Below are 12,341 nucleotides of genomic sequence, written 5' to 3'. Positions count from 1 at the left end.
CCGCCGCCCCCCCCCCGGGGGGTGCCCGCCCCCCCGCCCCCCCCCCCCCGGCGGTTCTCTCTCCGGTCATCCGTGCGGGCGATCGGCGTCGAGCCGTCCGACTCATTTGGTGCAATGAGCGTATATATGACTGTGCCTCAGCTCAGCTCTGGGGCGCGGCCGCACCGAAGGAGTGGGAATGACGTCCGAGCGTCGCCGGTCCACCCTCAGACGACTGGCGTTCATCACCGCCGGGGTGCTGGCGTCGGCAGCGGTCGTTCCGGGCCCGGCCGTCGAGGCAGGCGCCACGGGGAACCCGGGCGCGCGGCCCTGCCGGCCGGCCGTACAGTCCGCGGCGCCTGCCGCCTCGGCCGCGGCGCGGCCGGCCGGTCCCAGCCCCTCGGCATGCACCGAGGACGGCGCGCCCGCCCCCTGGGGAGAGGCGACCCAGACGCCCGCGATCGGCGCGTTCCTCCACTACGGCCCCCTCGGGGTGGCACGCATCCAGGGGCTCAGCGACTGGCTCGACGGCTCCGAGGTACGCGTGGGGCGCACCTATCTGCCGGGCGACCTGTGGAGCAACATCGAGGGCGCGCCGGGCTTCCTGGACAGCTGGGTCCAGTGGCGTCGGGCCAAGGCCGACCGGCTCCTCGTGCTCAACGTCCCGATGATGGAACGCAACGAGGCGCACCTGTCCGACCCGGAGGTCAGAGGACTGCTGCGACGCGCGGCGGCCGGCGAGTTCGACGAACACTTCCGGGCCCTGGCCCGGCACTTGGTCGACCTGGGGGCGACGGACACGATCCTCGTGCTCGGCTGGGAGATGAACGGCATCACGTACACCCACCGTTGCGGCCCGGACCCGGAGGACTGGAAGACGTACTGGCGGCGCATCGTCACCGTGATGCGCTCGGTGCCCGGCCAGAAGTTCCGGTTCGACTTCGCCCCGAACCGGGGTGCGGACGCGGTTCCGTGGCCGGTGTGCTATCCGGGTGACGACGTCGTCGACATCATCGGCATGGACTCCTACGACCAGCCGCGCGGCATCACCTTCGACCAGCAGGTGTCCGAGCGCTACGGCCTGCAGTACCAGGTCGACTTCGCGAGGGACCACGACAAGCCGACCTCGTACCCGGAATGGGGTCTGTACCGCAACGGCGACAACGTCTCGTACATGCTGCGCATGCTCGCGTGGATGGACCAACATCCGCCGCTGTACACCTCGATCACCGACTACTGCCCGCACGGTGTGTGGCAGTGCACGGCCAATCCCCGGGCGTCCGCCCTCTACCACGCGGCGCTGGCCGGCCGGCGGACGCCGGATCCGGAACCGGTGCCGACGGTTCCCTCCCCGCCCGTGCCCGCGTCTCCCCTCACGCCGCAGCCGACGCCGAATCCGACGCCGACACCGGATCCGACGCCGCCGGCCACGCCCACCCTGTCGTCCCACTGCCCGTGCACGCCGACCGGACTCCCTCGCTAGTCGGACCACTGGACGGGCCATGTGGCCGACGGCGGACGTGCCCCGGGTGCGCCGGCGCTACCGGGACGCCGCGGCTCCTGCGTCGGCGCCCCGGCGCAGGACCTTCTTGCCCCAGCCCCGCGCGGCGGCCTCGCCGACGGCGGCCGCGAGCAGCGGCGCGGTGCGGCGACGGGCCAGCAGAAGACGCTGGTTGACGACGCTCTGCGGGGACCAGCGGTACTTGTACGGCTCGGTGCCGCGCAGCATGCTCAGCACCGGGGGGCCTTGGCAGGAGAGGTCGTCCACCGCCGCGCAGAGGAGCATCGTCGTCGCGTCCAGCTTGCGCTCGCGCAGGACCGGGTGAACGCCGTACAAGTACTTTCCCGCCAACTGACGTGACTGGAAGGTCAGATCGACGGCCACGACCTCGTCCTCCAGCCGGAACTCCTTCACCACCGCCTCGCCGGAGCGGGCCAGGGGAACCACCGACCGGACCAGGTGGTCGAGGAAGCGGGGGCGCAGATGCTCCGGTGTCACCTTCCTCCCCTGCCACTGAAGCCGGTGCAGTTCCAGCAGCCGCCGCAGTGCCGCCTCCGCCTCGTCGTGCCCCACGGCGCGCCACTGGAGGCCGAGCCTGTGCAGCTTGTTCATCTTGTTGCGCACCCGCTGGGCACGGGCCCTGGGCAGCCGCTTGACCAACTCGTCCATGGGAAGGACGGGCAGTTCGAGGCACTCGGAGTCGCTCAGGCGTCGACGGGGGCCGCGCCAGGACTGGTAGACCCGCTCCACCGCGGCGCCCGGCCTCACCTCCCGGAAGTCGATCACAGCGGTGCGCGCCGCATCGGCCAGTGCGTCCGCCAGCGCCGGGGCGGCCCGCGCGGCCAGCGCCTCGTCGAGGAGAACGTCGCAGAAGTCGGAGATGCCACCGCCGAGCGCAACCAGCGCCGGCACCGGGCGGTGCACGCGCATCAGCGGTGCCGCAGCCACGAGCTCTCCGTGCTCACGCACCAGGACGAGCCGAAGCCTGCCCGGCGTTCCGTACGACAGCCACCACGAGTGCAGCCATGCGTGGCTCTGGAACGGCGTCGCCAGGCGGCAGGCCCGGTACAGGCGCCCCCACTCCTCCGCCAGCGAGGCGAACACGTGCTCGTCAGTACACACCTCCACCGACAGCGTGGAGCCGGACGTGGTCAGCACGACGCCCCCTGGGTATCGGAGGCGACGGCTGGGGCGGGCAGCTGCGCCCGGGTGTTGTCACCCTCCGGTGCCGCGGGCCGCCGGCGGGCCAGCAGCGCGAGCCCGGCCAGCAGACCTCCGGCGCTCGCACCCACGAGTGCGGTCAGCACCGGGGACTGGGACGACGGTTCGGTGGGGTTGACGGCCCGGGACAGGTGCACGAGCCCGACGCCGGTCGCGTTCTCCGTCTTGCTGACCTGCTCGATCAGTGCGCGTGACACGGCGTTGGAGATGGCGGCGGCCCGGCCGGGGCGCTCGGCGGTCGCCATGATCGCGACCATCGGCGCGTCGGGAGAGGTCGCAGCCCGCACGCTCTTGCGCAGCTTCGCCACCGGCACGCCCGCCCGCTCCTGGGCCTGCCCCAGTACGGCAGGCTGCGTCACGACACGGCCGTACACCTGCGCGAATCCGAGTGCCACCACAGGGTCGGCCTTCGCCCTGCCTGCCGGCACGGCGATGACGTAGCTGGTGGCCGTGTACTGCGGTGGCTTCGCCACTGCGTACACACCGCCGGCCGCGGCGCCGAGCAGCGCGGCGGCAGGGATCATAGCCCGCAACAGCAGCCGGGCCGCCCGAGGGGAAATGCGGCGCGGCAGTCCTGCGGGCTTGGGGTTGTCGGTCATCAACGACTCACTTCCAGGTTGAACCGGACAAGAGGTTCGTGTACACGTCCGTCAGCTGCCGGGCGGTGCGCTCGATGCCGTAGTGCCGCACAGCGTCCGGGACGACCCGTTCGCCGGGACCGCCCGCACGCAGCCGCAGCAGCTCCCGGGCGTACGACTCGGGGCCGCCCGTGACACGCAGTGCGCGCGGTGCGGTGTCCGGCGGCAGGTCCTCCACAGCGGGGCAGTTCGTGTACAGCACGGGGAGCCCGGCCGCGAGCGCCTCCAGCACGGCCAGGCCGAAGGACTCCTCCCCCGACGGGGCGGCGAGCACGTCCATCGCGGACAGCAGCGAGGGCAGGTCGGGCCGAGCATTCCGAGGATCCGGAAGGTAGGGGAGCTCGCCGGTCAGTACGACCCGGTGCGTGATCCCCAGCTCCCGCGCGGTGCGCCGCAGCGCCTCCTCCTGGCAGCCGCCGCCCACCAGCACCAGCCGTACCTCGCCGGGAAGCAGCTCCAGGGCGCGGACGAGCAGGTCGAAGCGCTTGCCCGCGGTCAAGCGGCCGAGGCCGCCGACGAGGTAGGCGTCCTGCGGAATCCCGTAGAACGCACGGGCCCGAATGCGTCGCGCCTCGTCGTAACGGAACGACGCCGCGTCGATGCCGTTCGGGATCACCCGGATGCGCGGGCCGGGCACACCCCACCGGCGCAGCCGTTCGGCCACCGTCGGTGAGACGGCGATCGTGGCACGGCCGAGGCGCTCGCCGGCCAGGTACAGGGCTCTCACGCCCGCGGTCAGCCGACGGCCTTCGATCTGGGTGTCGCCCAGCGAATGCTCGGTGGCCACCACCGCCCGCACCCCTGCACAGCGCGCCGCGATCCTGCCGTACAGACCGGCCCGGTACAGATGCGTGTGCACCACGTCGTAGCCGCCGGCGCGGATCAGGCCGGTCAGGCGGGGCAGGACGGCGAGGTCGCGGTTGCCGCCCATGCCGAGGTGGGTGACGTGGACGCCGTCGGTCCGCAGTCCCTCGGCCACCGGGCCGGGGTTGGCCAGCGTCACCACGTCGCACCGGACGGGCAGATGCCGCAGCAGCAGGCGCAGTTGCTGCTCGGCGCCGCCGACACCCAGACCTGTGATGATGTGCAGGGCTTTCACGCGGCCTCCAGCGCACGCCCCCGGACGCGGGCGAGGCGTCTCTTCAGCTCAAGGCGCACGGCGCTGTCGGCCTGCCCGATGTGGAACCGGGGCAGTGCGAGGTCGCCGACCAGGGCGGGGGCCGGAGCGATGGCGCAGGCATAGCCGTAACCAGCGTGGTGCACGGCGGCCCGGACACGCGCGTCGACCATGCCGTAGGGGTAGCAGAAACCCTGGACGTCGGCGTCGACCAGCTCGGTCAGTAAGGCGCGGCTGCACTCGACCTCGGTCCGCAGCTCGTGGTCGGTGGCCCGGGTGAGGTCGACATGGGTGAGACCGTGCGAGGCGATCTCGATGCCCGCGGCCGCGGCCCGGCGGATGCCGTCGGCGCCGAGGAGGCGCTTGTGCGGGCGCAGCGTGTCCCATTCGTTCTGGCCGTCGAGCAGCCCGGGCAGCACGAACACGGTGGCGCCGAACTGCCAGCGGTGGAGGAGGGGCAGCGCCGCGGTGACGAAGTCGGCGTAGCCGTCGTCGAAGGTGAGCCCGACCAGCCCGCGCTCCTGTCCGCGGGCGCGGGCCACAAGCAGTTCCCGCATGCTGACCCCGCGCAGACCGCGGCCGTGCAGCCAGGCGAACTGGCGGTCGAGACGGGCGGGAGAGACGGTGATGTTGTACGGGTCCTCCGGGTGGTCCGACACCGAGTGGTACATGGCCACCCAGGCGGCGGGACCCCGCTTCCGGCGTTTTCGTACGACACGTGCGTCGTCCGGGCTGGTCGAATGGGGGGGTACGGGGACGTCAACGGCCATGGCAGAGCCTTCGTGTGACGGAGCGACGGACGATATGTGCGGCAGAGAGCAGGAAGGATCGGGTCCCTGCCACGTCGAAAGCCCAGACCAGCAGGAGGAAGACGGCCGTCACGCTCGTGCAGCCCGCGGCGACGGCGGCCGGAGGTGAGGGGAACGGTTGCCTGCAGACGACTCCGGCTGCGCAGGCGCACAGGGCTGCGCCCACTGGTTTGGCAAGTTCGGCGACGACCCTGCGGACGCGCACGGCTGCGCCGCGAGCGCCCAGCCCGTGCAGCAGGAGCAGCGCGGTGAGGGTGATGCCCGCCGCGTTGGCCGCGGCGATACCGCACGCGCCCCAGAACCCCACCGTCCAGGCACCGACTCCGATGGTCACGGTCAGGCCCGCGGCCATCGCGCCCAGCGGGTACCAGGTGCCGCGTCCCCCCGAGAAGTACGACCGCACGAGTGCGCCCACCAGTGTGTGACCGAGCAGCCCGAGCGCGTACACCCGCATCACGGAGGCGGTGGCGGCGCTGTCCGCGGCAGTGAACGCTCCACGCTGGAAGAGGAGTGTGACGATCTGCGGTGCACAGGCCACGACCACGGCAGCGCCCAGCAGGACCAGAGACCCCACCAGTACGAGGTCCCGCTCGGTCCGCTCACGGGCCTGCCGCAGATCGCCCTCGGCGACGGCCCGCGCCAGCACGGGGAAGGTGACCACACACACCATCAGCGCCAGCGACATCGGCAACTGCGCCACCTTCTGTGCGTAGTTGAGGTGCGAGATGGCACCGGCCGGCATGGCGGAGGCGAAGTAGCGCTCTACGAGGACCTGCGACTGGCGGCACACCACGAAGAGCAGCACCGTCGCGACCAGGGCGAACGTCACCGGCCGGCGATCGTCACCGGCGGCCGCGGACGACCGCGGCCGGGTGCGGGGCTGCGCTGCGAGCCTGTGCCACAGGAACGGGGCCTGCGCGATGAGCATGAGGCATCCCCCGAGCAGGACGCCCAGTGCGGCGGCCCGCACGCCCCAGCGTCCGCCGAGGACGTACACCGTGACGATGATCGCGATGTTGAGCGCGACGGAGATTGCCGCAGGGGCGAGGAACGAGCCGTGCGCCCGCAGGGCCGCGCTGCAGTACCCGGCAAGTCCGAAGGTCAGTACGCAGGTCGAGGTCAGGCGGGTGCAGTCCACGGCGAGGGTCGGGTCGGGCAGCCCGGGCGCAAGGAGGGAGACCAGCAGCGGCGCCGCGGCGACGAGCACCGCGGCCGTGGCGGCGAGGCACAGGCACAGTCGTGGCAGGGAGGCGGCGACCAGTGCGCGCACGGGGTCCTGGCCACCGGCCGCGCGCGCCCGCCGGGCCAGCGCCACGCTGAACGCCGGGACCAGCACGTAGGCCATCCCAGCGTCGATCAGCAGCGTCGCCGCCATTTCCGGCACGGTCCAGGCCACCAGGAACGCGTCGGTGCCCTCGCCGGCTCCGAAGAAGTGTGCGAGCGCCTGGTCCCGTCCGAGCCCGAGGAGCGAACCGGCCACGGACAACAGGGCGGAGAGGAGCGTCGCCTTTGCGAGGAAGCCGCCGGTGGGAGCATCCGGCGCGGGATCGGACGCAAGGGCCGCGGGATCGGGCGTCGCCGTCGAGGGATCGGACGTGGCCGTTACGGGATCGGACGTAGCCGTCGAGGGATCCGACGTCGTTGTCGCCTCATCGGACGTTCCCGTCGTTGCAGCGGATGTGGGCCTCATCGCGCACCCGTCTCCGCAGCGGTGGCCGGCGCCGCGTCGCGTGCCAGTGCCCACCAGGCGCCGACGCCGAAGCACAGGGCCGTCAGGACGGTGGAGGGTCCGCCGATGTCGGCGTACGCGAAGTCCACGAGCTGCCACAGCAACAGCCCGCAGGCCACGAGCGCGCAGTCCCGGACGTGTCGTGCCCGGCGCAGCCGGCGCAGGGAGCAGACCAGCAGAGCCAGCCAGCTGCCCGCCGCCGTGAGGAGGCCCAGCAGGCCCTGCTCGCTGAGGAGCAGCAGGTACATGTTGTGCGGGGAGAGCAGAGGCTGGCGCCGAAAGCCCTGGCCCGCTCCCTCGGTGTCGCTGCCGGACGACAGCGCGAGCGAGGCATGCCCGTCCCGGTGTTCGGGAAAGGCCTTCAGGCCCACACCCGTCACGGGGTGCTCACGCCACATGTCGGTGGCCGCCGCCCACAGGCTGTAGCGGTCGACGACCGACTGGTCCGGTGCGGCGGCGACCTGGGTGATGCTGGTCAGCCGCTCCTGCAACGCCGCGGCGCCGATGCCGAACCCGCCCACCAGCACCACCGAGGCCGCGACCGCCGCCGCGCACACCTTCACCGCGGGCCGCAGGCCGGTCAGCAGCAGCTGTGCCCCGCATGCCACGGCCGTGGCGATCCAGGCTCCCCGGCTGAAGGACACCGCGAGCGGCACGACCAGCACCAGCGCGCACCCTGCTGCCACCGCCCGCTCGCGCCGCCCGCGCGCTCCGAGAGCCAGGCCCGTCGCCACCACCAGTCCGTACGCAACGACCGTCGCCATGCCCATCACGTCGCTCGCTCCGAACGTGCCCACCGCCCGGATGTCCGCTCCCTGGTACGAGGCCCCGGTTCCGGTCAGGTACTGGTGCACTCCGATCGCGCCCTGCCACAGCGCGAGGCCGACCAGCGACCAGAGCACCAGCCGGGCGTCACGCCGGTCGCGCACCAGCAGCACCACGGCGACCGGGACCAGTACGAACACCTGCAGGTAGCGGGCCAGTCCGGCGACGGCGTCGCCGGACGTCACCGCCCCGCCCGCGGCGACCGCGAAGCCGACCACGGGCAGCCCGAGGACCACCGCGGCCGTCCGCGTCAGCGGGCGCCGCGCCTGCCGCACGGAGTGCGCGACGGCCCACAGCACGACCACTGCCGAGGCCGCGTCGGCGGGTGTGGTGCTGCTGTCCGGTGCGACCGGCAGCCCGAGCAGGGCGACGACCGCCACGAGGGGCAGGACAGGCAGGAGCGAGCCGGCCCGGCGCAGCGCCGGCAGCGGCAGCGCCGACGGGGGCGAGGCTGCCGTGGGAGTGGTCACCGCCGCTCAGCTCCCCGTCGGCCGCAGGAAGAGGGCTGCCGTGCGCACCAGGATGCAGACGTCCTGCCACAGCGACCAGTTGTCGATGTAGGCGTTGTCGAAGCGGCACCGGTCCTCGATCGAGGTGTCACCGCGCAGCCCGTGGATCTGGGCCAGGCCGGTGATGCCGGTCCGCATCCGGTGGCGTGCCGGGTAGCCGGGATGGATCTGGCTGAACTTGGTGACGAAATAGGGCCGTTCGGGCCGCGGTCCGACCAGGCTCATGTCGCCGCGGAAGACGTTCCACAGCTGGAGCAGCTCGTCCAGCGAGGTGCGGCGCAGGAACTGGCAGAACAGGCTCATGTGCTGCTCGTCCGCCACGCTCCAGCGGGTCGCGGCCTCGTGCGCGCTGGCGGGCCGGTGGGTGCGGAACTTCAGCATCGTGAACGGCCGTCCGTCCTTGCCGATGCGCTCCTGCCGGAACACGACGCCCGGCCCGTCCACGGCCCTCAGCACGAGGGCGCACACCAGCAGCACCGGGCCGGAGAGCAGCAGGAGCGTGCCGGAGAGGACCACGTCGAGCATCCGCTTGCCCACGCTGTCGCGCCGCGCTCCGGCGCCCGGACACAACAACCGGCAGGCGAAACCGGCGAGATGCCCCGCCCGCGCCCGCGGCACGGGGAGGTCGTACGACGGCGCGTCGGCGTCCAGCTCCCACAGTGCGCATCCGGCTCCGGCGAGGTCCCGGAGCAAGGAGGCCCTCTGCACCCGGGTCGCGGCCCCGACCACGAGCACCGTCGCCACGCTGTTCTGGATGAGCGCGCGATGCGCCTCCTCGCCCGTGGTGAGAACCGGCAGCACGGGCCCGTCGCCGGTGTCGAGGGCGGTTTCCGTGGCGTCGCCGACGATGCCGACCGGCCGTACGCCGCAGTCGGGGCAGCGCTGCAGCGCGGCCGCGACACGCATGGCCACCGGGACCGGACCGACCACCAGCGCGGGACGGGGCCGGTGCTGCAGCGCCCTGCGGCGGCGTCCGTGCACCGCACCGCGGCCCGCGCAGGCCACCAGGCAGTGCACCGTGCACGCGGTGACGAGCACCGTCATCGGCAGCGGCCGCAGCGGGGAGAACGCCACGACCACCGCCCAGCCGACGACGATCCGCCCGCAGACGGCGGGCAGATCGTCGAGCACACCGCGGGCGACCGAGGTGTCGTAGAGCGAGGCCTGCCGGTTCAGGGCGATCACGCACAGCGCCAGGAAGGCGATGAGCAGGGGGGAGCGGTGGGCCCCGGGCACGACCAGGGCGCCCAGCAGGGTGCCGCTGGAGTCGACGATCAGCAGGGGTGTCCAGGAGGTCAGCCGCGGACGGCGGGATCCCCGTCCGGAGGGCAGCGCCCGCCCGGCGAAAGGGCCGGGCGGGTCGAGGAGGGAGACGGCGCGCGCCGGCACAAGGGGCTGCCCGGCAGGAGAGGGAACGGTTCTCTCCGCTCTTTCCGCACTCATGTGGTGATGGACTCCCTGCTCTGGTTGGGTACGACCAACGGCCTGGAAACAACGCCGAGCAGTTCGCGGTACACGCCGATCACCGAGTCGGCGGCGTGGCGCACGTCGTGGGCGGCGAGCACATGGGCGCGGCCCTGTGCACCCAGCGCCGCGCGCAGCGGTGCGCGGCGCAACAGCGCCGTCAGCGCCCGGGCCATCGCCTCGGGGTCCTCCGGCGGCACCAGGCAGTACGGCAGGTGGCCGGGTGGCAGGCTCTCGCGCGCCCCGTCCACGTCCGTGACCAGGACGGGACGGCCGCATGCCATGGCCTCCAGCGGGACGAGCGCCATGCCCTCCCAGCGCGAGGGCAGCACCACGACATCGGCGGCCCGGTACCAGGGGGCGGCGTCGAGCGCCGGGCCGGCGAACTCCACCGACGCGGGCGCGCCGGAGTACAGCCGGCCCGCGTCCGGGCCGTCGCCGACCAGCACCAGCCGGGCGGCGGGCATCTGCCGTACGACGTCGGACCAGGCCCTGAGGAGCACGTCCTGGCCCTTCTGGCGGCAGAGCCGTCCCACGCACACGACGAGTGGACCCGGTCCGGACCGGGCGCTGCTGCCCTCGGGCCGGAACCTGCGGGTGTCGACGCCATTGGGCACCACGTGCCACGGGGCGCTGATCCCGTGCTGCTCCCCGGTGCGCCGTTCCGCCTCGCTCACGCACAGGACACGCGCCGCCCAGCGCGCCCCGAACCGCTCCCAGCGCACAGCCGCTTGGGCCATGGCCCCGTCCACGGCCTCGAACGACCAGGCGTGCGGCTGGAAGACGGTCGGGATCCGGCCGCGCACCGCGAGCCGCCCCGCGAGCCCCGCCTTCGCACTGTGCGCGTGCACCACGTCGGGCCGCAGGTCACGCACGAGCCGCGCAAGCCGCCGCACCTCGCCCGGCAACCAGGGCCCCGGTGCACGGGTCGCCTGCCAGGGGAGCACGTTGCAGCCCACCGCGCGCAGTGCGTCCGTGAGCACGCCGCCTCGCGGGCAGGCCACGGTGACGCGCAGTCCCGCGTCGAGCTGTGCCGCCGCCAGGTCCGTCACGAACCGGGCGACACCGCCCTCGACCGGCTGGGTGATGTGCAGGACGTGCGGCTCTCTCGCACGGAACGGGGTCGCGTGGTACTGGACGGGGCCAAAGGGGATGCGCATGACCGAGGCTTCCCTTCCGAAGAAAGATTCCGAACCCAGCACATGGTGTGCGATCGTAGGTTCGATAAGAAATGCGTCGGATTCAGGAGACAACACTAGCCTCTTATCCGTATTTATCCGCGGAGCCGTCAACTGTGTCGGAATGGTGCCTGCCGACAGGGGCCGTTTCCCGCGCCGGATCACCCACTTGGAGGCATAACACACCAATGGCGGAGAACAGTGCAGATAATCCGATGAAAATGCCCGCGCCGCCATTCCGGATAAGCGGCCCGTCCGGCCGTCCTCCTGGTCAACAGGTCTTTTCGTATGAGTTCCGGGGACTTGCCGTCGGCGGAGTTTCCCGTGGCGTCCCTGCCTCGTTAGCCCGGAAGAACCGAGGTCCCATGCTGAAAGGAACACGATGAAGAAGCTGAAGGCTGCCGCCGTTCTTGTCGGTGCCCTGGCCATCGCGAGCACCGCGGCGCCCGCCCTTGCAGCGGACGTGCCGGCGCAGGGCATCCTCGAGGACGGGAAGGCGATCGCCCACACGCTCCCCAATGCGACCTCGCTCCCGGCGGGCGCCCTGGCCGGCGATGTCAAGAACACGGCGGAGGGTGTGAAGCGGTCGGGTGTCGTGAAAACGCCCGTCTTCGGCAGCACCCTGCCGAATCCCCTCAACGGCAGGCCTGCCGCCGCTCTTCCGGTCGGCAAGAAGAAGTAGCAGGCACAATACCGGCAGGGCGATTCAGGTCGGCTCCGCGCAGTTCCCGGAGCCGACCTTTGGCGTATTCGGGGCCCGCCGTGGAACCCGCGGTTCGTTAGAGCCCGTCGCGGAACCCCCGGATTGTTCAGGGTCCGGCGTGGAGCGCACGGATTGTTCAGGGCCCGGCACGGAGAGCGCACCCGGTGCGGAGCGCAAAGAATGAAGTGAGGCACAGCGAGGCAGAAATGTTTCGCCATGCAGAAACGCCGACGGCGGCCCGCCGAAACTCGACGGACCGCCCGGCTGGGGAACTGCTCAGAACAGCAGACCACCCGCGTACGGGGCGACCTGCGACTGGTCGACAGTGGCCGTGTCGCAGGCGGCGTAGTGCGAGTTCGGGGCGACGACGCCACCGAGGACGGCACCGTTCGACCACGGCGCGATGCAACGGCCGTCGATCAGCGAGCCGTTGACGACGGCGATCCCCTGCTGAGGAGCGTTGACGACGACCGGGGACTCCGAGAAGCCGTTGCCACCGGTGACGGTGGTGTTGTTGTCGGCCGCAGCAGTGCCGGCCGCCGCGAGGACGATGCCCGCAGCCAGGGCGGAGAGGGCCGTAACCTTGTTACGCATGATGCGCCTTTCGGATGGGGGGCGGGTTGCGGGGGGGGGGGGCGGGGGCGACGCCCGCCCCACCACAGGATAGG

11 protein-coding genes are annotated in these 12,341 nt (G+C 72.3%); 2 read left to right on the top strand and 9 right to left on the bottom strand.

All coding sequences use genetic code 11. From position 1 onward, the window contains the following. The first annotated feature begins 178 nt into the window (after positions 1–178). Positions 179–1,462, top strand: coding sequence for a glycosyl hydrolase (locus AB0H32_RS42250; protein ID WP_361132996.1), 1,284 nt, complete (start codon positions 179–181; stop codon positions 1,460–1,462). Positions 1,463–1,519: 57 nt separating this feature from the next. On the opposite strand, the gene AB0H32_RS42245 is transcribed toward AB0H32_RS42250, so the two are convergent. The 8 genes from AB0H32_RS42245 to AB0H32_RS42210 all read right to left on the bottom strand — a co-directional run bounded on the left by AB0H32_RS42245 (position 1,520) and on the right by AB0H32_RS42210 (position 10,952). Next, the gene (locus AB0H32_RS42245) at positions 1,520–2,635 is read right to left on the bottom strand and encodes a GNAT family N-acetyltransferase (protein WP_361133004.1); all 1,116 of its coding nucleotides are present in this window, start codon (positions 2,633–2,635) and stop codon (positions 1,520–1,522) included. Next, positions 2,632–3,300 carry a lipopolysaccharide biosynthesis protein gene (locus AB0H32_RS42240; RefSeq protein WP_361132994.1) on the bottom strand — a complete coding sequence of 223 codons (669 nt, stop codon included), beginning with the start codon at positions 3,298–3,300 and terminating at the stop codon, positions 2,632–2,634. The genes AB0H32_RS42245 and AB0H32_RS42240 overlap by 4 nt, the downstream gene beginning before the upstream one ends. A 7-nt stretch (positions 3,301–3,307) precedes the next feature. Next, positions 3,308–4,438, bottom strand: a complete 1,131-nt coding sequence (locus tag AB0H32_RS42235; RefSeq protein WP_361132991.1) for a glycosyltransferase — start codon at positions 4,436–4,438, stop codon at positions 3,308–3,310. Continuing rightward, positions 4,435–5,127, bottom strand: coding sequence for a polysaccharide deacetylase family protein (locus tag AB0H32_RS42230; protein WP_361133001.1), 693 nt, complete (start codon positions 5,125–5,127; stop codon positions 4,435–4,437). Before AB0H32_RS42230 ends, AB0H32_RS42235 begins: the two co-directional genes overlap by 4 nt. An 88-nt stretch (positions 5,128–5,215) precedes the next feature. Continuing rightward, a complete protein-coding gene (locus tag AB0H32_RS42225; protein WP_361132988.1) occupies positions 5,216–6,955 on the bottom strand; it encodes a lipid II flippase MurJ in 1,740 nt (579 codons plus the stop codon). Continuing rightward, positions 6,952–8,253: an O-antigen ligase family protein gene (locus AB0H32_RS42220; RefSeq protein WP_361132998.1), complete on the bottom strand. Its 1,302-nt coding sequence runs from the start codon at positions 8,251–8,253 to the stop codon at positions 6,952–6,954. Before AB0H32_RS42220 ends, AB0H32_RS42225 begins: the two co-directional genes overlap by 4 nt. 42 nt (positions 8,254–8,295) lie before the next feature. Further along, on the bottom strand, positions 8,296–9,771 hold the full coding sequence (locus tag AB0H32_RS42215; RefSeq protein WP_361132986.1) for an exopolysaccharide biosynthesis polyprenyl glycosylphosphotransferase: 1,476 nt from the start codon (positions 9,769–9,771) through the stop codon (positions 8,296–8,298). After that, positions 9,768–10,952: a glycosyltransferase gene (locus tag AB0H32_RS42210; protein ID WP_361132983.1), complete on the bottom strand. Its 1,185-nt coding sequence runs from the start codon at positions 10,950–10,952 to the stop codon at positions 9,768–9,770. Before AB0H32_RS42210 ends, AB0H32_RS42215 begins: the two co-directional genes overlap by 4 nt. Before the next feature lie 400 nt (positions 10,953–11,352). On the opposite strand from AB0H32_RS42210, the gene AB0H32_RS42205 reads away from it, so the two are divergent. Next, on the top strand, positions 11,353–11,652 hold the full coding sequence (locus tag AB0H32_RS42205) for a hypothetical protein (protein WP_361132980.1): 300 nt from the start codon (positions 11,353–11,355) through the stop codon (positions 11,650–11,652). Between the two features lie 297 nt (positions 11,653–11,949). Here AB0H32_RS42205 and AB0H32_RS42200 read toward each other — a convergent pair whose 3' ends face one another. Then, complete coding sequence (locus tag AB0H32_RS42200; protein WP_361132977.1) at positions 11,950–12,267, bottom strand: hypothetical protein; 318 nt, start codon at positions 12,265–12,267, stop codon at positions 11,950–11,952. Positions 12,268–12,341 lie beyond the last annotated feature (74 nt).

Source organism: Streptomyces sp. NPDC020362 (genome assembly GCF_040642095.1).
Taxonomy (GTDB): Bacteria; Actinomycetota; Actinomycetes; order Streptomycetales; family Streptomycetaceae; genus Streptomyces.
Note: the sequence above shows the minus strand (reverse complement) of the source record. Positions and strands in the feature narration are given on the sequence as shown.